General features: G+C 43.7%; 38 protein-coding genes and 1 other RNA gene. 24 read left to right on the forward strand and 15 right to left on the reverse strand.

Translation table 11 applies throughout. The annotated features are described in order from the left end of the window. From JFC06_RS01195 to JFC06_RS01250, 12 genes are all read right to left on the reverse strand, one after another. Positions 1–366 (reverse strand): hypothetical protein, encoded by a 366-nt coding sequence (locus tag JFC06_RS01195; protein ID WP_198333660.1) that lies wholly within the window; start codon positions 364–366, stop codon positions 1–3. Then, the gene (locus tag JFC06_RS01200) at positions 363–521 is read right to left on the reverse strand and encodes a hypothetical protein (protein WP_198333661.1); all 159 of its coding nucleotides are present in this window, start codon (positions 519–521) and stop codon (positions 363–365) included. The genes JFC06_RS01195 and JFC06_RS01200 overlap by 4 nt, the downstream gene beginning before the upstream one ends. After that, positions 518–1,912: a replicative DNA helicase gene (gene dnaB / locus JFC06_RS01205; protein WP_198333662.1), complete on the reverse strand. Its 1,395-nt coding sequence runs from the start codon at positions 1,910–1,912 to the stop codon at positions 518–520. The genes JFC06_RS01200 and dnaB overlap by 4 nt, the downstream gene beginning before the upstream one ends. Beyond that, positions 1,909–2,820 carry a hypothetical protein gene (locus JFC06_RS01210; RefSeq protein WP_198333663.1) on the reverse strand — a complete coding sequence of 304 codons (912 nt, stop codon included), beginning with the start codon at positions 2,818–2,820 and terminating at the stop codon, positions 1,909–1,911. The genes dnaB and JFC06_RS01210 overlap by 4 nt, the downstream gene beginning before the upstream one ends. Then, on the reverse strand, positions 2,817–3,128 hold the full coding sequence (locus JFC06_RS01215) for a hypothetical protein (protein ID WP_198333664.1): 312 nt from the start codon (positions 3,126–3,128) through the stop codon (positions 2,817–2,819). The genes JFC06_RS01210 and JFC06_RS01215 overlap by 4 nt, the downstream gene beginning before the upstream one ends. Positions 3,129–3,211: 83 nt before the next feature. Further along, positions 3,212–3,514, reverse strand: a complete 303-nt coding sequence (locus tag JFC06_RS01220; protein ID WP_198333665.1) for a hypothetical protein — start codon at positions 3,512–3,514, stop codon at positions 3,212–3,214. Between the two features lie 156 nt (positions 3,515–3,670). Beyond that, on the reverse strand, positions 3,671–3,892 hold the full coding sequence (locus JFC06_RS01225) for a hypothetical protein (RefSeq protein ID WP_198333666.1): 222 nt from the start codon (positions 3,890–3,892) through the stop codon (positions 3,671–3,673). Positions 3,893–3,894: 2 nt separating this feature from the next. Continuing rightward, entirely contained in the window at positions 3,895–4,113 is a 219-nt protein-coding gene (locus tag JFC06_RS01230) for a hypothetical protein (RefSeq protein ID WP_198333667.1), read from the reverse strand. After that, positions 4,100–4,240, reverse strand: coding sequence for a hypothetical protein (locus JFC06_RS01235; protein WP_198333668.1), 141 nt, complete (start codon positions 4,238–4,240; stop codon positions 4,100–4,102). Before JFC06_RS01235 ends, JFC06_RS01230 begins: the two co-directional genes overlap by 14 nt. A gap of 28 nt (positions 4,241–4,268) precedes the next feature. Further along, complete coding sequence (locus JFC06_RS01240; protein ID WP_198333669.1) at positions 4,269–4,454, reverse strand: hypothetical protein; 186 nt, start codon at positions 4,452–4,454, stop codon at positions 4,269–4,271. A 33-nt stretch (positions 4,455–4,487) separates the two neighbouring features. Then, a complete protein-coding gene (locus tag JFC06_RS01245; RefSeq protein WP_131401541.1) occupies positions 4,488–4,700 on the reverse strand; it encodes a hypothetical protein in 213 nt (70 codons plus the stop codon). A 3-nt stretch (positions 4,701–4,703) separates the two neighbouring features. Further along, on the reverse strand, positions 4,704–4,916 hold the full coding sequence (locus JFC06_RS01250) for a hypothetical protein (RefSeq protein ID WP_198333670.1): 213 nt from the start codon (positions 4,914–4,916) through the stop codon (positions 4,704–4,706). Between the two features lie 114 nt (positions 4,917–5,030). On the opposite strand from JFC06_RS01250, the gene JFC06_RS01255 reads away from it, so the two are divergent. The 18 genes from JFC06_RS01255 to JFC06_RS01340 all read left to right on the forward strand — a co-directional run bounded on the left by JFC06_RS01255 (position 5,031) and on the right by JFC06_RS01340 (position 13,605). Continuing rightward, positions 5,031–5,774, forward strand: a complete 744-nt coding sequence (locus JFC06_RS01255) for a helix-turn-helix domain-containing protein (RefSeq protein ID WP_198333671.1) — start codon at positions 5,031–5,033, stop codon at positions 5,772–5,774. A 319-nt stretch (positions 5,775–6,093) separates the two neighbouring features. Continuing rightward, positions 6,094–6,333 (forward strand): hypothetical protein, encoded by a 240-nt coding sequence (locus JFC06_RS01260; protein ID WP_198333672.1) that lies wholly within the window; start codon positions 6,094–6,096, stop codon positions 6,331–6,333. Positions 6,334–6,366: 33 nt separating this feature from the next. Beyond that, on the forward strand, positions 6,367–6,756 hold the full coding sequence (locus JFC06_RS01265; protein ID WP_198333673.1) for a hypothetical protein: 390 nt from the start codon (positions 6,367–6,369) through the stop codon (positions 6,754–6,756). Between the two features lie 54 nt (positions 6,757–6,810). Continuing rightward, the gene (locus JFC06_RS01270; RefSeq protein ID WP_198333674.1) at positions 6,811–7,161 is read left to right on the forward strand and encodes a hypothetical protein; all 351 of its coding nucleotides are present in this window, start codon (positions 6,811–6,813) and stop codon (positions 7,159–7,161) included. Positions 7,162–7,230: 69 nt separating this feature from the next. Then, on the forward strand, positions 7,231–7,575 hold the full coding sequence (locus tag JFC06_RS01275; protein WP_198333675.1) for a hypothetical protein: 345 nt from the start codon (positions 7,231–7,233) through the stop codon (positions 7,573–7,575). An 11-nt stretch (positions 7,576–7,586) separates the two neighbouring features. Next, entirely contained in the window at positions 7,587–8,174 is a 588-nt protein-coding gene (locus tag JFC06_RS01280; protein WP_198333676.1) for an AP2/ERF family transcription factor, read from the forward strand. Next, entirely contained in the window at positions 8,168–8,449 is a 282-nt protein-coding gene (locus JFC06_RS01285) for a hypothetical protein (protein WP_198333677.1), read from the forward strand. Before JFC06_RS01280 ends, JFC06_RS01285 begins: the two co-directional genes overlap by 7 nt. Then, entirely contained in the window at positions 8,449–8,664 is a 216-nt protein-coding gene (locus tag JFC06_RS01290) for a hypothetical protein (RefSeq protein ID WP_198333678.1), read from the forward strand. Before JFC06_RS01285 ends, JFC06_RS01290 begins: the two co-directional genes overlap by 1 nt. After that, positions 8,665–8,913 (forward strand): hypothetical protein, encoded by a 249-nt coding sequence (locus JFC06_RS01295; protein ID WP_198333679.1) that lies wholly within the window; start codon positions 8,665–8,667, stop codon positions 8,911–8,913. Between the two features lie 11 nt (positions 8,914–8,924). Further along, on the forward strand, positions 8,925–9,716 hold the full coding sequence (locus JFC06_RS01300) for an ERF family protein (RefSeq protein ID WP_198333680.1): 792 nt from the start codon (positions 8,925–8,927) through the stop codon (positions 9,714–9,716). Beyond that, positions 9,713–10,354, forward strand: a complete 642-nt coding sequence (locus tag JFC06_RS01305) for a lambda exonuclease family protein (protein WP_198333681.1) — start codon at positions 9,713–9,715, stop codon at positions 10,352–10,354. Before JFC06_RS01300 ends, JFC06_RS01305 begins: the two co-directional genes overlap by 4 nt. Positions 10,355–10,358: 4 nt before the next feature. Beyond that, on the forward strand, positions 10,359–11,081 hold the full coding sequence (locus JFC06_RS01310; RefSeq protein WP_198333682.1) for a 3'-5' exonuclease: 723 nt from the start codon (positions 10,359–10,361) through the stop codon (positions 11,079–11,081). An 8-nt stretch (positions 11,082–11,089) separates the two neighbouring features. Then, the gene (locus JFC06_RS01315; protein ID WP_198333683.1) at positions 11,090–11,311 is read left to right on the forward strand and encodes a hypothetical protein; all 222 of its coding nucleotides are present in this window, start codon (positions 11,090–11,092) and stop codon (positions 11,309–11,311) included. A 177-nt stretch (positions 11,312–11,488) separates the two neighbouring features. Beyond that, positions 11,489–11,905: a hypothetical protein gene (locus JFC06_RS01320; protein ID WP_198333684.1), complete on the forward strand. Its 417-nt coding sequence runs from the start codon at positions 11,489–11,491 to the stop codon at positions 11,903–11,905. Between the two features lie 2 nt (positions 11,906–11,907). Then, a complete protein-coding gene (locus JFC06_RS01325) occupies positions 11,908–12,117 on the forward strand; it encodes a hypothetical protein (RefSeq protein ID WP_198333685.1) in 210 nt (69 codons plus the stop codon). After that, on the forward strand, positions 12,110–12,790 hold the full coding sequence (locus JFC06_RS01330; RefSeq protein WP_227670227.1) for a nucleoside triphosphate pyrophosphohydrolase family protein: 681 nt from the start codon (positions 12,110–12,112) through the stop codon (positions 12,788–12,790). Before JFC06_RS01325 ends, JFC06_RS01330 begins: the two co-directional genes overlap by 8 nt. Before the next feature lies 1 nt (position 12,791). Next, a complete protein-coding gene (locus JFC06_RS01335; RefSeq protein WP_198333686.1) occupies positions 12,792–13,391 on the forward strand; it encodes a hypothetical protein in 600 nt (199 codons plus the stop codon). Next, positions 13,384–13,605, forward strand: a complete 222-nt coding sequence (locus JFC06_RS01340; protein ID WP_198333687.1) for a hypothetical protein — start codon at positions 13,384–13,386, stop codon at positions 13,603–13,605. The genes JFC06_RS01335 and JFC06_RS01340 overlap by 8 nt, the downstream gene beginning before the upstream one ends. A gap of 102 nt (positions 13,606–13,707) precedes the next feature. On the opposite strand, the gene ffs is transcribed toward JFC06_RS01340, so the two are convergent. Continuing rightward, positions 13,708–13,804: signal recognition particle sRNA small type (gene ffs, locus JFC06_RS01345), an RNA gene on the reverse strand. A 269-nt stretch (positions 13,805–14,073) separates the two neighbouring features. Here ffs and JFC06_RS01350 point away from each other — a divergent pair. Next, on the forward strand, positions 14,074–14,790 hold the full coding sequence (locus tag JFC06_RS01350; protein ID WP_198333688.1) for an SIMPL domain-containing protein: 717 nt from the start codon (positions 14,074–14,076) through the stop codon (positions 14,788–14,790). Between the two features lie 138 nt (positions 14,791–14,928). On the opposite strand, the gene JFC06_RS01355 is transcribed toward JFC06_RS01350, so the two are convergent. Together JFC06_RS01355 and glnA are read right to left on the reverse strand one after the other, a co-directional pair. After that, entirely contained in the window at positions 14,929–15,663 is a 735-nt protein-coding gene (locus JFC06_RS01355) for a DUF4124 domain-containing protein (protein WP_198333689.1), read from the reverse strand. Positions 15,664–15,878: 215 nt separating this feature from the next. Beyond that, complete coding sequence (gene glnA / locus JFC06_RS01360; RefSeq protein WP_193006882.1) at positions 15,879–17,288, reverse strand: type I glutamate--ammonia ligase; 1,410 nt, start codon at positions 17,286–17,288, stop codon at positions 15,879–15,881. An 813-nt stretch (positions 17,289–18,101) separates the two neighbouring features. On the opposite strand from glnA, the gene JFC06_RS01365 reads away from it, so the two are divergent. The 5 genes from JFC06_RS01365 (at position 18,102) to JFC06_RS01385 (ending at position 22,464) form a co-directional block, all read left to right on the forward strand. Continuing rightward, positions 18,102–18,725, forward strand: a complete 624-nt coding sequence (locus JFC06_RS01365) for an aminodeoxychorismate/anthranilate synthase component II (protein ID WP_198333690.1) — start codon at positions 18,102–18,104, stop codon at positions 18,723–18,725. Positions 18,726–18,816: 91 nt separating this feature from the next. After that, on the forward strand, positions 18,817–19,938 hold the full coding sequence (trpD, locus tag JFC06_RS01370; protein ID WP_198333691.1) for an anthranilate phosphoribosyltransferase: 1,122 nt from the start codon (positions 18,817–18,819) through the stop codon (positions 19,936–19,938). 72 nt (positions 19,939–20,010) lie between these two features. Then, positions 20,011–20,886 (forward strand): indole-3-glycerol phosphate synthase TrpC, encoded by an 876-nt coding sequence (gene trpC / locus JFC06_RS01375; RefSeq protein ID WP_198333692.1) that lies wholly within the window; start codon positions 20,011–20,013, stop codon positions 20,884–20,886. A gap of 68 nt (positions 20,887–20,954) precedes the next feature. Beyond that, a complete protein-coding gene (locus JFC06_RS01380; protein ID WP_198333693.1) occupies positions 20,955–21,686 on the forward strand; it encodes a Smr/MutS family protein in 732 nt (243 codons plus the stop codon). A gap of 145 nt (positions 21,687–21,831) precedes the next feature. Beyond that, positions 21,832–22,464 (forward strand): DNA-3-methyladenine glycosylase family protein, encoded by a 633-nt coding sequence (locus tag JFC06_RS01385; RefSeq protein WP_198333694.1) that lies wholly within the window; start codon positions 21,832–21,834, stop codon positions 22,462–22,464. Positions 22,465–22,481: the final 17 nt, after the last annotated feature.

Here is a 22,481-nt window from a genome sequence, read left to right on the forward strand (position 1 = left end):
CTAAGCCCTGATTACGGCATAAGAGTTGACCAAATCCACTTTTAAATCTTCGTCATACTCTTTCTTAATCTTTGCTCGCAGCTCGTCACAAAACTCATTACCAAACCCAAAGATCACCTTTGACAAATCGCCCTGTCCGCCTCTGTCCTTGAAAACCATGCTTTGCAATCCGCGCTTGTGGCCGTCCATATCGAATATGTGCAGCGTGACTTGAAACTTGCGGTCGCGCTTCATGATCCGTTTGCGTCTTGATCTAATCCATTGACCCGTGAACTCAGCTCTGTCCACTGCCTTTTTGTAGTCGTCATCGTGTAGAAATATCTTGAAGTAACCGTCGAATACTGGTTTAAATGCTGTTTGGCTCATGCTGCTGTCTCCACTGGCTCAATATCAAAATCTAATCCGACTGCGCGTAGTTGTTGGCGCTTCTTGTATTCTTTAGTCACTGGACAATTCATAATCATCAACCAATAGCGGTGCGGCTCATCAAATGGGTCCGGCCAATTAGTTACGTTTCTCATGCTTGCTCACTCCCGTATGGCGGTATGCTGTCCGTGTGATAACTTGGCAGTAAGTTACTAAAGCGGCTGTACTCACCCTCAAACGCTAGTCTTACGGTCCCAACTGGCCCTTGACGGTTTTTGGCAACACCGACCTCAGCAATGCCTTTATGTTCTGATTTTTCGTTATAGACCTCATCGCGGTACAAGAACATAATCACGTCAGCGTTTTCTTCAATGGCCCCTGACTCTTTTAGGTCGCTCATGATGGGCCGCTTGTTTGGGCGGCTCTCTAAGCTGCGGTTAAGCTGTGACAATGCGATCACCGGACAATTAAACTCTTTACCGAACCGTTTAAGCTCTTTTGCAATCTCACCAATGGCGTTGGCCTTTTGTCCTGCATCTTTACCTTTTGCCTCACCCATGATCTGAATGTAATCAACCATGATTACGCCCACCTCACCGTGAGTATTGCGAATCTTGTTTAGCGTGGTCCGCATCTGATGAATGGTCATGGCTGGCTGTGATTCGATAAACATTGGATAGTTGTCACGATAGTTGCCGACTGTGCGCGTAAGGTTCTGCCAATCCTCTGTCTCTACGTTGGTCCCACTGCGAATCTTGTTGAGTTGAACACCTGACTTTGAGGCCATAAAGCGTTGGACCACTGACGCATCTGTCATTTCAATACTAAAGAACACACCTGCGCGTCGTTTGTAGTTGCCGTCTTTGTCTGTGTAGAAGTCATGCTCAACCATGTTTTGGACCATAGTCTGTGCAAACGTGGTTTTACCCATTGATGGACGTGCACCGACAATCACAAGGTCCCCATTTTGGATAGGGGCTTGTGCGTCCACTTCTTCAATGCCTGTTGGTTTGAATGGTAGAATCTCACCGCGCCCTGCTGCTTGCAGATTGTCAAAAAACTCATCCATCATTGAGCCGACTGTGCGTGCGCCGCCGTTTATCTTTTTAGTGTCGATAACCTTGGTCATGCTCTCGATGGCCGTGTTGACCTTATCGTCTAGCCTTAGATCGGGATTCTTTAGGTCCTCACGCGCTTGGACCAATAGACGGTCCATTGCTCTATGCTGTGATAAGTCTCTGATGCGCTCAGCGTATGCCTTGAGATTGAAAAGCGTTGAAGGGCTAGTCATTAGGATTTCAGCAATGTAACCTTCACCACCTGTTGCCTCTACTAGGTTGTTGGACTCTAACCAGTCATGGACCATTACGCTGTCATACGGTAAGCCCTGCTCATGTAGTGCGCGAACGCATCTGAACATTGTCTTGTGACGGTCCGCTGCAAAATCTTCGTGATTGATAATGGTTGCTACGTGGTCAAGCGAACCTTCGATACTAAGTAGTGATGCAATAACTGATTTTTCTAAGTCGATGTTGTGAAAGCTCATACTGGTAACCCCGCTTGCTGCATTGCTTGTTTGTTTTTCTCAATCTGCTGTTCTCTGGTCAGTTTAGGACCACTGCTTGGATTGAATGAATCACTACGGTTGCTGTGTGGTCTATTGGCTGTCTGCTGCTTCGTTTGATTTGCATGGGCATTGATATACCAATCATCATCAAAACCTTTCCAATCCCTCATTAGCCAATAACCAATGATTGTGTTTAGATCATGCTTAGTTGCTGCTTGAGCTTTTTCTAGCGAATTGAAAATTCTTGTCCATGCTGTCTGTGAGTCAGATGCTTTTTTAGATTTACGATGCTCTAGTAGGTCCATCCAAACTTGGATCGATACCGCTTCAGGCTTTACTGGTTGATATCTTCCTGTTTTTTTCTTATTTTCAGAGTCACCCTTAATATCTGTAAGTAATCTACTGGTACTCTCTGTAATGGTAGTGTCATTTTGACCTAATCCAGATTGGGTCAATCTGACCTGTTCATTGGTGCAATCTGACCCAATGACCGTGCAATCTGACCCAATGGAATTCTCAAGGGCTTGTATCTCATTAATACTTCTTTGTTTTATCTTTGCGTCAATCTCTTGGACCTTGGCATTGTTGATCGTGTAGTAGTTGATGTGATAACCAGTGTGCTTAGAGAGTTTTTTAGATTCTATTAACCCCATTTTTTTTAGGTTGGTAATAGTCCTTTTAAGTGTGCTTTCAGACATAAAGCAAAATTCTTTTTCAACCCACTCTTTTGTAGTGTTATAGACCCATCTTTTACCGTCATAAACCTTGTTTGACTTCTGAATCCAATAGTTTATTTGCTGAAGAACTATCGCTTCGTTCGTGCCAATCTCACGGGCCAAGCTGGGAATAAAAGCTATTAATCGTTCGTCTAATAAAATATTGCTCATGATTTATTACTCCCAAACTCTATGCACCAGTTCCACTCATGTGTGTCTACATCGCGCTCAAGCGTTATATTTGTGATCTTGTAGTGATGCTCTTTGTTAAATACTACGAATCTGCTCGCATCATGCTTGGTAACAAATTCTAGATTGTCGCCAATAGCCATGGTTGGATGGTCAACGCCCCACTTTGGGTACGTGCCTTTTGCTACTGGCGTTCTAAAATCTGTCAGAAAACCGCTTTTTGCTAAATCTCTAAAATTCTTATCTGTGTCGATAAGGTGTGTTCTTGGTTGACTTCCTATAACTGCCATGTGCTATACTCCAATTTCTAACTACTTATGCTTATAGTTGTTAGTAGGTAACGCTTTATCAGTTCGCCCTGATAAGGCGTTTTTTATTGCTTAATCACTTTATAAGCGATTATGTTTCCGGATTTGTCAGCGACTCTCTCCAGCTGCATTGCTCCAGTGCTGTTTAATCTCCACATCTGATTCAGTGCGTTACGACGCGCTTTGCCTGTGAAAATTGCAGCGTGACAAATGCCGTATCTCTCCAACCGACTTTTAACCACGTCAGTGACGCGCATTGCTCGTTCTGTGTGAGTTAGCGGTGTGCCCAGTGGCGCGTCTGACTTATGAGGTTTACGCGGCGTGACTGTAAAACCTTCGCCGAAGTTGTCCAGTTTTGTGATTTTCATTTAACTAACTCCTCTGGTGCCTCTATTAGTTGATAGCCTTTGATATTTCCGCGATCGCCGATACGATTAATAACAAAGCCGTTTTTTCTGAGTGCGTATATATGCTGTCTTAAAGCCGTCACATCGTCATCACTGCTCAGCATGACCTTGCCGTAACTAAGCATCCTTTTTTTGATTTGCTCGTACTTGTACCTGTGTTGCATTACCTTTGCTCCTTGCTTTACTCGCCCATTTGCTTGTCTGCGCGATCACGATCCGCTTCGTCTTTTTGCTGTAATGATTTGAGTTACAGTACAGACCTGTGTTGTCCTGATTGGTGAGCTGTTTTAAACCATGACGCTTAATGTGCTGCTCGATTTCTGTTTGACTGGTTGCCATGATTAGCTCCAAAACATAACGATTAATCGATAAGCCACTGCTAGCACTGTGACGACTGAGACAAAACTCATGACTCTGTGCCAAAAGATACGGTTCAGATCGCGTTTAAGCTCTCTTTGTGCTTCGTTGGCCTCGGCTGCTGCAAGCTGTCTTGCATCAATGCGGTCTTGCTCTGCTTGCGCTTCTAGTGCTTCGTTGGCTGCTGCTTCATTGAATCTCATTGCTGTTGTCCTTGATTGGTAGTTCGTAAGTTTTGCCACCTGAGAAAGTGACCTTTTCGCGCTGTGCTTGCATCATTTGAGAGTGTTCTAGCTCACGCTCCCATGCTTGAATGTCTTGCTCTTGCATCTTTTAGCCCCTTTTCGGTTACCGAAAATCATTTGAGTATCTTTATTGACTTCGGGTTATAAATTAATTTTCGAGCATCTTCCTTTACGCGCTTGACGTATCTATTTGCCGAATGACTTACAAGCTCCTCGACTGTCATACCCATAATTTCAGCTGCTCGCTTGATATCCTCTAGTTCATCCTCGCTAAAAGATGGTGTATCGTTATCAGGCATAAGCCCTCCTATTCTGCGGTTACCAAAAGTTTGCTAACCTGCGTCTTTAATGTTTGTGAAATCTCGGTCAAACTCTCCTTTAAGCTCAGCTTTTAATTCTTCGATGAATCTAAGTGTTGCCTGGCGCACTAAAGTGCTTTTTTGCAGACCAGTTAAGCTAGCCACGCTGTTGATCGCTTCGATCTCATCATCATTGAAACGAGCGTTAATTCTTTGGTCTTTAATGTGTTTAGGGTTGTCGTACATGGGTTAAGCCTCCTCTAGCTGTTTGTTTTGGCATAACTCTTGATGAGCTTTAACAAGTGCAGCGCCGTTAATGTATGTAAGGTTTGGTTTTGGCAAGCCGCGTTTTAGATCACTGATAACGCCTTGGTGCACACCAGTAATATCTTGCAGCTCGTTTTGCGTTCTACCTTCGAGAAGGTCTTGAACAACTTTTGTGAAGTTAATTTCAGTAGTCATAAATATCGCTCCAGCGTTTAATGTAATCATAATATCGTAATTACGTTATTTAATCAAACGTCAAAACGATATTTATTTGTATCATAATTACGATAATTAGTAAGGGGTATTAAAATGGACAATGAAAAGTTAGGCGATAGGGTTAGGAAGGCGCGGAAACACGCAGGATTCACTCAAAATCAACTCGCTAAAAAAGTCGAAACATCACAAGGCGCTATTTCTGATATTGAGAATGGCAGAAACAAAGACTCGTCTAGTTTGTACGATATTGCCAAAGTAACTGGCGTAAGTACCGATTGGTTAATCAAAAACCAAGGTGAAATGCTCGACGTAGATAAAGTGCCCTCTATTGATGAGCTGAGAGCGCAGATAGAAGCCATGCAGGGTCAGCAAGGTAGCGCTGATTTGTTCGATGCCCCTAGTGGTACTCAGCACGCGCCTATGTCTGATAGCTCTGATATGGTTCCAATACTGAGCTGGGTGGCTGCCGGTAGCTGGTCGAATGTAGAACCAGTATCAATGTCGGACGCTATAGGTAAAGCGCCTAAACCTGCTAAGTTATCAAAAAATGGGTTTGCTTTAATAGTGCGCGGCGAAAGTATGCTGCCTAAGTTTGATCCAGGTGATATTATTTACGTTGAACCACAAACTGGATTTTTAGCTTTGAAAAATGCTGACCTGATTATTGTGCAATGCAACGATGACAAAGAAGCCACTTTTAAGCAGCTTGTTCTGGGCGAAACATCAGATGATATGTATCTGCGCCCTCTTAATCCTAACTGGCATGAGCAAAGAATGGTTCCAATGGGCGAATGCAACTTAGTCGGCAAAGTGGTAGGTAAATATGTCGAATACTAATGACTGGGCTTACATTTGGGTGTGTCATCTGGTCAGGCACTCACGCCTAATTGAGCAACGTCCTTTTGGTTGGTGTGTCTATAGAGAAGCTGTAGATTTAGACTAATAACTAAAATCACCTATCAAACCGTCCTTTTGGGCGGTTTTTTTGTATCTGTGAATATCGTAATAACAATACATTTACATAATAATATCGTATATACGTTAAAAATATCGTCATAGGGGTTTACATCATATCGTAATCACGATATTATAACTACATCGCAACGAACAACGGCAGACGATGCAGCGATCACTATTTAACAGCGAGATTATAAGAATGAATATTAAAGAAGACATTGCGCGTCAAGAACAGCGCAAGAAGGATTTATCAAACGTCTTTAAAACTAAGACAGCGCCAAAAATGCGGATCAGTACAAAAGAACGTATCGAGCAAGCGGAAAAGGCGCAACTGCAAAAGATACTGCAAGCCCTACATGACGGCAAGCGAACGTTACCGAAAGACTGGGAGCGAGGTTATAACGCTGCAATGTCAGCCGTAGAGTTAGCAGTTAATTAACTAACGGTCTATGACCACAACGAGGATAGAGATATGAGTGAATTAATTATCAACCCTGAACTTAACTGGGAGAGCTTCCCTGCAAACGAAGCAGATGTCTTGTCTCGTTTTAACGGATATCAAACTATTGTTCTGGCGAAAATACCGAAAGGTATCGACGAAGACTTTAACCAAAATGGTATCTATTTTGGGAATATCAGTAACGCTGATTTGGATTACAGCGGCATGTTTTTTAGTACGTCTTACTGGAATGGTCAGCAAGACGCCTATTACTTCGCGGAAATTTTTACAGAGTCATCACCCCATCTTGTGAATATAGAAGAAGACATTTACTCAATATATAGCCCGATCACTAAGAGATTGAGGCTTGAAGATATAACCGAATTTGTCGTCGTTGAGCGAATGAAAATACAAACCAGCTAGTAAGTCATAGCCGTTCACGGACGGCTATCGCGTACTAACTAAGAGGATAAGGGTATGAGTGACCTTAACGATTTACTCAAAAAGATTTCAGGGCTGAGCGAGCAGCATAAGGCGAACGAGGTTGATAGTAACACCCTCAAGTCGTTTGCACAGATAGCGCTAGATACGGTCAAGATGGAAAACGCCTTTAACTGTAAGCACTTTACAAATGCAGCGACTGGCAACTGTAAGAAGTTTGACGCTAGAAACTGCAAGTCAAATCTAGGAGTTATGGGAACGATCAGCGAGTTTCAAATTTTTAACAAAAACGGATTAGTTTTAGCGACCGATGATGGCGGATGGAAGTTTGAGCTAACACCGCTTGGCGCAACTATCGTCCAGTTAGCTTTGGATTTAACCAAATAACACTCACAAAAAAGCCCTGCGATTGGCGGACACCAGACAGGGCTTTACTTACTAATAAGCGAGGACATTATGGCACAGCAAATAAGATTAGACAATGACGCTGACCACGAGTTAAGCGAATCAGGCACAAGCGGTACGGTTTACATCGCAATGCCAAACGACGTATCAGTTGAGATTTACTTTGAGACTGACGACAGACAAAACATCAACTTGCTAAGCGTAGGTGACTGCTACAAAGAGATTGACGGCATCAGTGAAGACTATGCTTACACGCTGCAATTTGAGCATGAGCCGATGATTAAAGCCGTTATCAACCAGTTTCTTTGGGATAACCCAGTTGATGATAGCGAGCCACAGCCTTACGACACGATGGAATCGCTAGGCTTTACTAACTCAGACTTTTTATACGGATAAGGAGAATAGTTATGAAAAACAAGCGAACGGTGGCTGGTGTGGGGTTTATCGGGCGTGGCAGCTATAACTCAGTTTCTAATGCCAATGAGTATCTAGTTTGGCGAGATATTATTTATCGCTGCTACAAGCCAAAGGTAATGAATCGCAAGACTTGTTATGTCAACTGTGAAGTTGATGAACGTTGGCACGACTTCCAGAATTTTGCTGACTGGTACGTAAAACACGAGTTCTCAGGTTTTGGGTATCAAGTAGATAAAGACCTTTTGGTAAATGGAAATAAGATTTATAGCCCTGAAAGATGCTGTTTACTACCAAAAGAGGTAAACGGAAAAATACAAACATCTAACTCTAGAACAAAACTGGTAGGGGCTACATTTCACAAGGTAAGTGGCAGATGGCAGTCACAAATAAGGATAGATGGCAAGAATTTATTTTTAGGCACTTTTGACACTCAAATGGAAGCGCATTTAGCTTATGTGGAGGCAAAAGAGTCTCATATACATGAAATTGCTGAAAAATGGAAAGGTGGTATTGAGGATAGGGCTTACAAAGCCCTTTTAAATTGGAAGGTTGGTATCGAGGGATCGCAGCCATGTTAGAGATAATCAGAATTGAAAGCAAAGACCAAAATTCGCACAACACATGCAATGTAATCCTTACGTTTGAGTGTGTTGACTACTCATGCCGTGACCCTGACTTCTACGAAAAATCGCCCTACGCTGTGCTTCATAGAGTGCAGCTAGAGCCAACGGCTGACGGTATGTTGGTTATTGATGTACCGCTAGATGACGACGATGTGAGAGAGCATTTTGAGAGCTTATTGAGTGCACATTGTCACGGTTATGACGTGCATACAGCAAGCGAGGTGGCGTGATGAAATGGATCGCCTTAGTTGAACAAAAGCCAATGATCGATGGCAAGTACCTAACTTTAAGAAAAGGCTTTACTTACGACATGGGTAATGATGCTCATCTTGAGCCTTGGGTTGGTTACTGGAATGGCGGTAGAGGTTGCTTTGATGAAGATTACAGACATAGCAGTTTTATCTACTGGATGCCAATTCCTGAACTACCAAGCGAGGTGGCGTAAATGAAACAAATCATTTTCATATCATTTTGGGCTGTATTTGGTGCGTTCGTTACGCATCAGGCACTTGCTGACACGGTTGTTATCGATGACAAGGCCTATCAGCTAGTCGAGATTGACGGTGAGCTGCTTGTGAGCAACGAGTGGGAGCCGACGACTGAGAGTGGATATACGGACGAGTATTTGCAGTCTGAGCAGTATCAAACGGTTAAGGCTGCGAACGAGAGTTTACGCAGAATCAAACAACAATAAGGAATAAGACGATGAGCAAATTAACGACAGTAAATGACAATCAGGTAGCGGTACAAGGCGATGCAGGTCAAGTCATGGCATCTAAGATTTTAGAGTTGGCTGCCGATCCAAACTTTGACGTTGATAAGCTAGAGCGCCTGATTGGTCTGCAAACAAAAGAAACTGAGCGCCAAGCAACGGTCTCATTCAGTACGGCTTTTGCTGAAATGCAATCAGAGATACCGACCATTGCAAAGGCTAAATCAGGCAATGGCTCAAACTATGCCACGCTTGAGGATGTAGTAGAAATCACGCGCCCTATCTTAAACAAGTATGGTTTTTCTCTATCGTTTGACACCAATACAGTGCTAGAGAAAAATGATGACAAGTCAGCTAATGACTATAAAGGCTATGTTGAAATTACCGCAATCCTTTTACACAAAGAAGGGCACAAAGAAAAGACAACCCTACTCGTGCCCTTTGACTATAGCGGCTCAAAGAAAAACAACCCTGCTCAAGCAATGGGGTCATCGGTCAGTTACGGCAAACGATATACATTGTGCGCCCTGCTCAACATTGCAACGCGCGATGATAACGACGCATCGGCGGCATGGCAGCACAAAAAGATAACAGCGGCTCAGGCTCGCGGTTTGACTGCTAAGCATGAAAAGCTAAACAAGGCCGACCAAGACGGCTTTAATAAGTGGCTGCTAAATGACTTCGCCCTTGATGCAATCGCTGATATACCGCAAAGCGCATACAACTACATTGACGGTCAGTTGACTGCCAAGCTAAACGCTGCAAAGGAGCTTGAAACCGCATGATTATCTTAGACGTTGAACAAGGCTCAGATGAATGGCTTGAAGCGCGTCTAGGATTGCCAACGGCTAGCGAAATGCACTGTCTGCTTGCAGATGGTCGCGTCTGCAAGCCGTTTGGTCAAGGCGCACTCACCTACGCTGACAAACTGATTTACGAGCGTTTTACTGGACAACTTGAAGGCTCGTTTGGCGGCAACGCTGCTACTGATCGCGGTCATACTATCGAGCCAATAGCGGTGCAAGCATACATTGATAGCGGTCATGCAACGGCAATGGATGTTATTGAGGCTGGCATCATGCTTGATAAAGGCGTTGGTGCAAGCCCTGATCGGTTGATTGGCGCCGATGGCGGTCTTGAGATTAAATCAAAAGACGGTAAAGGTATGGTCACGCTGTTACGCAATGGCGCGATTGATAAAGCTCACATAACGCAGATGCAAATCAATATGTGGGTGTCTGGTCGCCAATGGTGGGATTACTTTGTTTACTGTGACGGCTTACCGCCATTTTACCAACGCTTTGAGCCTGACTTGGAGCTACACGAAAAACTGGACGAGCGAGTGCCGCTATTTTTGGCACTACTCGATGAACTAGAGCAAGCATTAATCACGGGCGATATGCCTGATAAGTTTAAGGTGTGACGACATGAAAGCAATCGTACTAGATTTTGAAGCGACCGACTCAAGCGAGGACGCGCAAGCGACTGAAATTGGCATCATGGGCGTTGAATTTTATGAAGGTAATCTTGATAAGTCAGACGACCAAAAGGATGTGACAAGCAAGCGTTGCAAGCCTGACCGCCCTATTAGTTTTGGTGCAATGGCTGTGACCAATATCTTTAATGAGGACGTAGCAGACTGTGAGAGTCATACAGAGATATGCGCTAGAGCTATGCCAAAAGGCGTAACCTACATCATCGGTCACAACGTAGATTTTGATATTCGAGTAGCTGCAAATGCTGGTGTTGATGTTGGTCAGTACAAAGCGATTTGCACCCTGGCGATAATGCGTAATTTATATCCTGATGCTGACAGTCATACGCTGGGCGCTATGTCTTGTATGCTCGACTATGAGTATGCAAGAACAAACATGAAAGACGCTCACGGAGCTGCTGCTGACGTAGTGATGACCGCTAGATTGCTTTATCTAATCTGCAAGCGTCAAAACATCACAAGTATGGATCAGCTTTATGAGTTCAGCGAGTTTGCCCGAATACCGACACACTTCCCTTTTGGCAAACATAAAGGCGTGGCAATCGCAGAGCTTGCGACTAACCATGATGGGCGCGGTTATCTACAGTGGGTGGTGAATAGTATTAAAGATAACGAGTATCTAACAACCGCTTGTAAAAAAGCGCTGAGCGAATAGGTGCCAAAATGACCAAAAACGCTAACCTGCGCCTTGTCCGAAACAAGATACTTGATGATATGAGTACTAAGAAACAAGTTTTGTCTTACGAGGACTATGCAGAGCTTTGCACTCGTAAGCAGTTTAAAAGGCAGATTCAGTACATTAAAGACACGCTAGGTATTGAGATCAAATTTTTTAATAAGAGTCATTATTTTAATCACCAAGCCGCTTATAGAGTGATTTATTAGTTTTACCGAGCAGTGCGGGCTAATACACTGACGCGTATAGCTAGATGGTGGCGAACAACCGTTAGCAGCCGCGATTGACATTCCTTACGTGCTTAGCATGTGCTTTGAAAAAGCAGTCGAGGCAAGGCCGATTGGCTCACGATACGGGCACCTATTTTAATTAGAAGGATGATGATAATGAGTAATTTAAGCACAGAAAAAACAGTTTTCTACATGAGCATGGATGACGGCGAAGTCTTAAACGAAGGTCCATATAAAAGCCGTGAAGATGCGGCATTAGAAGCGCCCGAAATACGCCAACAGTATTTTGAGGACCACGATGAAATGCCATCATTCTTTACCGTTTGCAAAATCATACCATCGGTTGAAAATGCCATTCAGGAAACAATGAGGCTGCCTGAGCAAATCAAAGATTTTATCGACGACTGGATTAATGACAATGCTCAAGGCGGTACGGAAGATGGTGTTATCGAGATACAAGACGGCGCTGAAGATGTTCTACGAGCAGCGTTGATAGACGTGCTGACAAACCACAGTATATATCTTGGTAATGGTGCCGCGGTTGAGTGTATCGAAACTAAGTTTGAGGACTGACAATGACCCAAAAACTAAACTGGACGACAAACGATGTGGCTAACACTGATAGTCATAGCTATCGAGTTGAGACAATCGGCAATAGCCATCGTGTGATTTACAGCGCAAAGGGTGATTATCCTGTGTTTCAATCAAGCGACTTTGACAGCGTGGCAGCCGCTAAGCAATGGGCGCAAAACTATCATAATAAATATGGGGCAGATGATGAATAATTTACCGTTAAAGCCGTTGTTTTGGAAAGATTATGGTAATGGCACAGCGTCAGAAACTAGGTCTGCGTTGCATGAGTATGACGCATGGCAAACAGATAATGATACAGGCTGGTATGTTGGTTACTTTGACCGACGTAACCCAACTGGCATAAAAGAAGCCACTGGCTTTGCAACCATCGACGAAGCTAAACAATGGGCATGGAATCACTACAACGAGAAGATGCAGCCGTATGTTAAGCCTGATTCTATAACTGATATTCGCAACTGGTTTAAAGCTGCGAAGCCTGAGCCGACTGACAAGGATGTTTGCACTCAGATCGGTTGTCACTACGAAGAAGTCTATGAGATGGATGTGGCGTTGTACGGCTATGAACCAAGCCACAATGGAGAGATTGCAGATTGGTACAAAGGCGACAGTATTAGCGTTGTTAATGTTATTCAGCGCATGGATAAAGTCGAGCTACTAGACGCCCTATGCGACCAAATCGTAACCGCCACTGGTGTCGCATACATGATGGGCTTTGATATTGAGGGCGCACTAAAAGAAGTCATACGCTCAAACAATAGCAAGATGGTTAAGGGTAAGTTTGAGTATGACGAGAACGGCAAGATTATGAAGCCTGAGAGTTATAGCGAGCCTGATTTGACACCGTTTTTAAAACAAGGAGAGTGATGTGAGTATGAAGCGCACTTTGATCGGTATCGGCTTTGTTGGAGACGGTCCGTATAAAACTCGCATCGATGGATCTATGACGAATGCGTACATAGCGTGGAGAGATATGATTCATCGTTGCTACAACCCAAAATTGAGGGAAAAATATAACACTTACAATGATTGTATGGTTGATGATCGTTGGCATAACTTTCAAAACTTTGCAAAATGGTTTTCTAGTAGTAAGTTCTCCGAACGAGGTTATCACCTAGACAAAGACTTACTGGTTCGAGGTAATAAAACTTACGGTCCTGATAATTGCTGTTTGCTACCACCAGCATTGAATTACCTAATAAGAATCAATCGACCAAACAAACAACCTTTAGGGAAAAACCCTTTGATCGGAGCTACGATTCACCAATCTAGTGGCAGGTGGCGTTCAACTATAAGCAAAAACGGGGAAAAAGTATATTTAGGGCTTTTTGATAAAGAGATAGATGCGCACTTGCGCTATGTAGAAGAAAAAGAACAATTCGTTCGCGAGCAAGCCGAATTTTGGCGAGACAATATTGAAAATAGAGCTTATGAGGCGTTAATGAGATGGAGAGTGACAGATGATTGAACAAAACGAGCATATCGAGCGATTGCACCCTGACGGATTGACCAGCTTGTCAAAAGTAGCGGATTTGTACGATGTTAGCGCAAAAACGATACGCAGACGCTGGGAATCGGAATCAAGTGATTTTCCGAAGCCGATTAAGATTGATGGGTGTAATTATTTTAAGAATAGAGACTTGCTGGAATACAATGAAAACTTACAATATGAGACAGCTTAATGGCTGTCTTTTAAATCAGATGGCTATCAAACAGGCTATCAAATATCAGAATATTATCCGTAACCTTATACAAATCAGTATCTTACAGGCAAAAAAAAGCGACTCCAAAAGCACATCCTCGGCACACATTGTGACTACTACCGTTGCTACCTTCCGGTCCTGGCGGGATTCATAGAACAATGTTGCGAGGCTACCAATGGAGCCACCAGTTGCAAATTATACAAGAATTTTTCATTATTACAACCCCTATTGTAAAACTGTTTTTTATGGCCTAAAACAAACCGTAACCTAGGTGACAAAATTCTCACAGCAGCGCAGCTAAATTTTGCTATTTTAGTGACTGAAGCTGAGCGCTCACTGTCATCTAACAAATAAAATGAACAGCTTCTAATATGGCTATGAATTGTATTTACGTTTTATCTAAATAGAATTCATATCTGTACTATTAATATTCCCTTAGGAGATCACATGAAAACCACGTTACTTAATAAAGCGGCTCTAACGACAGGCACTGCACTTTTACTAACCACTATGATGGGCTACGCGCATGCAGAGCCAACAGGCTATGATCAGCTTACTTTTCAGACAGAAGTAAAAGAAGAAATCCAAAACGATGAAGTCAGGGCGAGCTTATATAAAAAAGCACAAGCAACGGATTCTAAGACTCTAGCCACTACCCTGAACACAGCCATTAACAATGCGATGAAAATAGCCAAGCGCTACCCCAGCGTTACGGTCAGCACCGGACAGCAGCGCACTTACCCCCGTTATGATAAAAACGACAAAATTATTGGCTGGACAGGACAGGCAAATATCGATTTAAAGAGTACAGATTTTGCAGCGACTAGCCAGCTTATTGCTGACTTGCAAGAAACCTTAGTCATGGACAATTTAAACTTTGGTGTCTCCGATACCAAAAAGGACGCTCTAGAGCAAAAGCTGATGACTGATGCTTCACGCGCCTTTCAGCAGCAAGCTAAAAATCTCACCCGTGCGTGGGACGCTCGTGGCTATCGGGTGGTGAGTGTCAACTTAAACACAGGGAGCAACTACCCACGTCCAATGTACAGCAGCATGAATATGAAAGCAGGCGTAGCAGATGAATCCGTACCAAGCCAAAATTTTGAGTCTGGCAACAGTACTATCTCAGTGACCGCTAATGGGACGATTGAGTTGAATAAATAAAGCCGCTTATCTCTAAAGTGACGTTAGCCATGCGTATCAAAAAAGGCAAGCACCATTATAGTGCTTGCCTTTTTTAATACGCTTAATGAAGACTCAGGTATGACTAGTAAACGGTTAGATTTATAAACCCTCTTAAGGCTAAGGCGTAGCGGTTTCTTTTTGACGCAATTTCAACAAGACTTTTTGGTGCCACGGCAAGTTCTGATAAGCCAAAAGCTGCTGAGCAATTTTCTTATTATTTTGTAGCGTTGTATTGTTTTGGATCACATAAACAGTACGGGTCACTTGTTGAAGTATCTGATCCTTCTCGTTTTTTACCACGGCTCTTATAGCATGTGACCCTGGCAAGAGATTTATAGTCGCAATCGAGGCACTTAAACCTTGCGCCACTTCACTCTCATCAAAATAAATACTGATACTATGACCTGCTTGTAAAGCGGGTGTCACTTGCACTCTCACATTGATGGTTTGCGCTGGACGGCGATAAGCACGTTCCTCGCTAGGCTCAGTAATAGCAAGCTGATAATTGATGGGAGCTACCGTTTTAGGGTTTGAGCTCGGCACAGCAGCAGTTTGCCGTGTAGCAATAGCAGCAGGCTGACTGTTGGTATGACTGTTATTTGGCTGATTGGTTGTATCACTGGTAGCATCAGTTGTAATAGCCATCTGACTCACTTTTTTATCAGCTTGCTGCTCATAACTTTGCGGGCGGTCAGTGAAAGTAACTTGACCCGTTTTTTCATCGATAACCTTATAGATAGGTGCGGCATTTGCGAACGTCACACACAGAGTGGTAGCGCTAATAATCATAGCCCCTAGTAAACCTACTGTGAAGCCACCTTTTAGAAATCTCGGTTTTGATAATGTAGTCATAGTCCGCCTACCTGATTCGTGTCGACTGTTAATGGGTTTTATAAAAAACCATTATGCGATAATTTTCTCATGAAATCAGTAACGACTTCTGAGAAACTTTGTCAATGAATGTGGTGGCCTTGGCAACAGGTATAAAAAAACCAGCCAAGCTCAACTTGACTGGTCCTTCTTAACTGAATGAATTAACTAGAGTAATTTTGAATCTATACGATAGATTAGCAGCTATAGTACATGTCAAATTCAACTGGATGTACAGTCACGTTCAGACGTTGTACTTCTTCTTCTTTTAACGCAATGAACGCTTCTAACATGTCTTCCGTGAACACATCACCTTTTAACAAGAACTCATGATCATCACGTAAAGCTTGTAGCGCCACATCCAAACTCTCTGCAACTGTTGGGATTTGTGCTTCTTCTTCTGGTGGCAAGTCATACAAGTTTTTGTCCGCAGCTTCGCCTGGATGCATTTTGTTCTGGATACCGTCAAGGCCAGCCATTAACAATGCAGCAAACGCTAGGTATGGGTTCGCCGTTGGATCAGGGAAGCGCGCTTCAACACGGACCGCTTTTGGGCTACTCACATGTGGAATACGAATAGATGCTGAACGGTTAGAGGCTGAGTAAGCAAGCTTGATCGGTGCTTCATAATGTGGCACTAGGCGCTTGTAGCTGTTGGTTGATGGGTTGGTAATCGCATTCAACGCACGAGCATGCTTGATCACACCGCCAATGAAATACAATGCTGTTTCAGACAAACCAGCATACTCATCACCAGAGAATGTGTTTACGCCGTCTTTTGAGATTGACATATGTACGTGCATACCTGAGCCATTGTCACCAACGATTGGCTTAGGCATAAAGGTAGCAGTTTTGCCAAACTGATGCGCGACATTGTGCACAACGTATTTTAGTTGCTGAACTTCATCCGCTTTACGCACCATGGTGTTGAATGCCACACCGATCTCAGACTGGCAAGAAGCCACTTCATGGTGATGTACTTCAACTGAGCCTTCACCAACGATTTCTTCGATGCGTTCACACATAACCGCACGCATATCGTGTGAGCTATCGATTGGTGGTACTGGGAAATAACCGCCTTTAACACGTGGGCGATGCGCCATGTTGCCCCACTCGTAACTCTCATTGGTCGACCATGCTGCTTCTTCAGCCGTGATCTTATGGCTAACGCCAGACATATCAACTGACCATTTAACATCGTCAAATACAAAGAACTCAGGCTCAGGACCGAAGTAAGCAGTATCACCGATACCTGTAGACTTCAAGTACTCTTCAGCACGGCGAGCGATAGAGCGCGGATCACGATCATAGCCTTGTAGCGTTGATGGCTCGATAATATCGCAAGTCACTACCACTGTCACCGCGTCAAAGAACGGATCGATGAAAGCGGTCTCTGGATCCGGACGCAAGATCATATCTGACGCTTCGATACCCTTCCAACCAGCGATAGATGAGCCATCAAACATTTTGCCATCTTCCATCACATCTTCGTCAACGGTAGACGCTGGAAAACTGATATGTTGCTCTTTACCGCGTGTATCTGTAAAGCGAAAGTCAACCCACTTAGCGTTAGAAGATTGGATAAGGTCTAGTAGTTTGTTCGACATGAATAGTCTCCGTTGTGTTGATCATGTTATTGCGATTTCAAGGTATTGGTGCAATTTTTTAGTTTAAGAATATGAGATATGCTTCTGAAGCTAAATAGCGCATTCAATATTATGCTTATTATTAGCACTGTCAATGTTATTAATCAATATACTCGTTTAAAACAAATCATTCATAAGACTCATAGGCATCTTAGCAGAATCACCATAAGCCAAGTCAATCCTGATATTATTCTAACAACATATGACGTATCGTGCTGAACTCTTCTGACACTGACTAATAATGAGCGTTGATCCACTCTATAGCCATAAGCAATCTTAAACGTAATAATGCAAACGCTGTGCCAACTATCTATACGGACCATTTCCTAAAGCGCCAAAAACTGGGATAATTTTTATAATTTTCAGCCACTTATAAAGCAATAAAATATATATTCATCGTGTCTTTCAGTAGCTATCTTACTGAACGCTTCTTATTGACAGCAGAAAAACGTTAAAAGACGCACCAAATTAGATCATAATCAAATGTGAGGTTATAAGCGTTGCTATTTTATGGTGCATTTATAACGTTTATCTGGATGACGACGCCTGATCGTGAACCTATCAGGCAAAAAAACATTACTTTTCTTTAGTCCTTATTGACAACGCCTATACAGCACATTTGATAGACAGCAAAATAGTGGTAAGATAACGGCGGCTTAAAAAAGCACTCAGCCCCGTTAAAACAGCTTAACGCCAAATGTTGAGAGACATTAAAACGCATGTAGATATAGAGAGCCTCCCAAAATACCTGCCCGTCAATAAGTTGAAAACCTAATGATTCTGATGATCGATAATTACGACAGTTTTACGTACAATCTTGTACAGTACTTCGGTGAGTTACAACAGGACATCACCGTCTGGCGTAACGATCAAGCCACTATCGAGCAGATTAAAACACTGGCACCTGACGTTATCGTCATTGGCCCTGGCCCATGCGATCCTGACCGTGCTGGTATATCGCTAGAAGTTATCGAAACGTTTAAGGGTCGCATTCCTATGCTAGGGATTTGCTTAGGACATCAAGCAATTGGGCAAGCATTTGGCGGACAAGTGGTTAAAGCTGGGGAAGTGATGCACGGGCGTTTATCAGCCGTTTATCATCATAACCAAGGTGCCTTTGCCGGCCTACCAAACCCCTCGCAAGTCACACGTTATCATTCACTCGTCATCGACAAGACCTGTCTACCTGAGTGTCTTGAGCTGACCGCGTGGACACAGAACACCGATGGTAGTATCGAAGAGATTATGGGTGTCCGGCATAAAACATTGGCCATCGAAGGCGTGCAATTCCATCCTGAGTCTATTTTAAGTGAAGCAGGCTACCAGCTGCTCAATAACTTTTTGCAGACGTATCATTTGGCCGTACTAACCTCCGATGAGTTACCGCAAGTCAGTTGACTGCTTACAGATGACACGTTGTTAATAACAAGATCAAAGTAACCCCTCATTTATTTAAAACCAATACATAAAAATATTAAGCGAGACAATAATGAATACCGCCAGCGTAAAGGATACTCATACCCCAGATAATATTGCTCAACTGTCTGACGAGGACACGCATAAATTACTGACGACAGCCTTAGGTAGAATCTTTCAGCATATTGATTTAACCTTTGATGAGATGTATCAAGTGATGCTTATCATTATGCAAGGAAGATGTAGTGACGCCATGATGGGAGCGATTTTGACGGGTTTGCGGATGAAAGGTGAATCAATCGATGAAATCACGGCATCTGCCAGTGCCATGCGCGCCTTGGCAGCCAACATCACGCCAAACAATTGCGATAATCTGGTCGATATTGTTGGAACAGGAGGCGATGGCGCTAATTTATTTAACGTCTCGACGGCATCCGCTTTTGTCGCCGCAGCCGCAGGAGCACAAGTTGCTAAGCATGGTAACCGCGGTGTATCGACTAAGTCTGGTAGCTCAGATTTACTCGAAGAAGCAGGTATTAGTCTTGCGCTCACGCCTGCACAAGCGCAAGATTGTATAGAAAATCAAGGGGTTGGCTTTTTGTTTGCGCCAAATCATCACAGTGCGATGCGTTATGCCAACCCAGTGCGCCGTGAATTAAAGGCACGTACTATTTTTAACATTTTAGGCCCACTAACCAACCCTGCTGGCACCCCTAATTTAGTCATTGGTGTCTTTACTGCCCAGCTTTGTGAACCCATCGCCAAAGTAATGAAGAATTTAGGCGCGCGTCATGTCATGGTCGTCGGCGCAAAAGATGGCCTAGATGAAATCAGTCTTGCGACCTCTACTACCGTCGCTGAGTTAAAAGACGGCGAAGTATCCGTTTATGAGATGATGCCAGAAGATGCGGGTATAGAATCACAGACACTTATTGGTCTGGATGTGGACTCTTCGACGCAAAGTCTTGAGCTGATTCGTGCGGCGCTATCGGGTTTAGAAACTAACGACCGCTCCGTCCTAAAAGCCCGTGACATGATTGCGTTAAATGCAGGCGCGGCTATATATACCGCAGGGCTTGCCAGCAATTATCCTAATGGCGTGAGCCGAGCACAAAAAATCATCCAAAATGGGGATGCTTTAATGAAGCTTGAGACTTTAGCCACCTACACGCAGCAGCTGGCATCTAAAGATTAAGGAATAAACACCATTAGTACACAGCCCTAGCCATCACGGTTTGTTTACATTTAACGATATTTGGATACCAGTATGACCACAACCAATACAGACATCCCCTCAGTATTACAGCGCATTGTCACCACCAAAATAGAAGAAGTGAAAGCGGCTCGTGAAGCACTACCACTTGAAGACTTGCAAGCGCAAGTCGATGCTGATAACAAGCCACGTCGAGGCTTTGCTGCTGCCCTACGTGCTGCCAGTTCTTACAAAGACGGTATCGGTATCATTGCCGAGATCAAAAAAGCGTCACCTTCTAAGGGTGTTATTAATCACAATTTTGCACCTGCCTTATTCGCACAGCAGTACGAACAAGCTGGGGCCTGCTGTTTGTCAGTATTGACTGACCGTGATTATTTCCAAGGCGATGATCGCTATCTGCTTCAAGCATCTAATGCCACAAGCCTGCCGATACTGCGTAAAGATTTTATGATTGATACCTACCAAATTTATCAATCCTATCTCATGGGCGCAGACTGTGTATTATTAATCATGGCCTGCCTAGATGACGCGCAAGTAAAAGAACTACATGCGCTCAGTATCCATTTGGGTATGGATGTATTGATCGAAGTACATACCAAGGCTGAGCTTGAGCGAGCGCTCCAATTACCTCGTTCTAAACACAACATTTACGGCATCAATAATCGTGATTTAAATACCTTTGATGTTAGCCTACAAACCACACTGGATTTAAAAAACATCTTAACAGACGCTCTAGCGGTTGACGCTGATAGCACCACACCTAAACCGCTGATTGTCACCGAGAGCGGTATCCATAGCAGCGACGACATTCGTTTGATGTTAGATCACAATATCCAACACTTTTTAATCGGTGAGCAGTTTATGAAAACCGATCACCCTGGACAAGCGTTACAATCCTTACTTGCGGGCGTTGCAGCAGACGGGTAAAGTAGCTAGACAGTCTAGACCTTAACTATGAAATCATTCATTCATTAACCAACGATACGTTAACTTTTATGTCAAACTCTCTATTTTCAAAAGAAATGCAAGACCAACTCAAAGAGCTAAAAGGCCAACTGAGCAAAGGCCGTGATACCAACTCGCCTGAAGGTGAGAATCAAAAGCCAACAGAACCTGTTGCCCTACCAACCCAAAAGCAAGTCAAAAAAACGGTAAAACAGTTAGACAGTGAACATATCGATGATGATAAAGTGCTGTTTATGCAAGCGATGCACGGTGTGAACCAGCTTGAAGACAAAAACGTTCGCCCCCCTTCAAACGCAGAAAAAGCGCGCAAACCTGATGCTGCCACCCTGTCCAAACGTGCTGCGGCTCAAGGTAGTGAGGCAAGCGATTTGGGGGCAGGCCTATCAGATATGCAAGCCCTACTGAACCCTGTCGCTAGTGAAGCATACTTGTCTTACAAACAGCCAACTTTGCAAAACAAAATTTTTGATCAACTCAAAAAAGGCAAGCTGCGTTGGTATGATGCTGTCGATATTCATGGCTGTACGATTGAAGAAGCTCGCGAGGCCATGACGCAATTACTGAGTCAAGCAAAGCAAAAAAACGAGACCATGGTAAAAATCGTTCATGGTAAAGGTAGTGAAGCCATTCTAAAAACTTGCGTCAATGGTTGGCTACGTCAGTTGCCAGAAGTATTAGCGTTTTGTTCTGCCCCACCAAAAGACGGTGGCAACGGTGCTGTACTGGTATTGCTCAAAAAGCCAAAAGTGGATGGTGAGTAAGTACTCCTGTTCTAATACAAAAAGGACTGCCCATCAGCAGTCCTTTTTTGTATCATTGAATGGTACATTGGTGCCATCACTACCCTAAAGTGCATCTTCCTACTCTCTTTGTACCCACTGTTTTAACGGTTAAGGCAAGTCCATTATGCGCCCACACATCATTGAAAACCCTCACGAGTTAGAGGAGCACATCACTGCATTGGTTGCTATCGAGCCAAAATTTGCTGCTGTCTATAACCAAGTTGGGATGCCAAGCCTGAGACACAATACCGGCGGATTTGAGCAATTGATGAGAGCAATGGTCGGTCAACAGCTCTCTGTCGCAGCGGCAGCCAGCATTTGGCAACGTTTGATTGATGCAGATATGACAGCTCCGCAGGCTATTAATAAAGCGAGTGATGAAGCTTTACGGGCACAAGGGCTCTCTAAGCAAAAGACGCGTTATATCCGCTCACTGGTAGAGCATGATATAGACTTTGGCGCATTGGTTGCCATGCCCGATGAAGACGTCATAAAAACACTGACCGCTGTTACTGGTATTGGCCGCTGGACGGCTGAGATGTACCTGTTGTTCTCATTAAAACGAGCAGATGTACTGGCTGTCGATGACTTAGCCATTAAAGTCGCAGCGATGCATTTACTAGATTTGGCTGAGCGCCCCACACCCAAACACCTAAAGCGGCTAACCCAAGACTGGTCACCACATCGTAGCGCTGCCAGTCTGTTGTTATGGTCCTACTACGGTTCGTTACGCAATAAAACGGCCATTCCCTTGTAAGGCAAACAATTCACAAT

Source organism: Psychrobacter namhaensis (genome assembly GCF_016107545.1).
In the GTDB taxonomy this organism is placed as follows: Bacteria; Pseudomonadota; Gammaproteobacteria; order Pseudomonadales; family Moraxellaceae; genus Psychrobacter; species Psychrobacter namhaensis.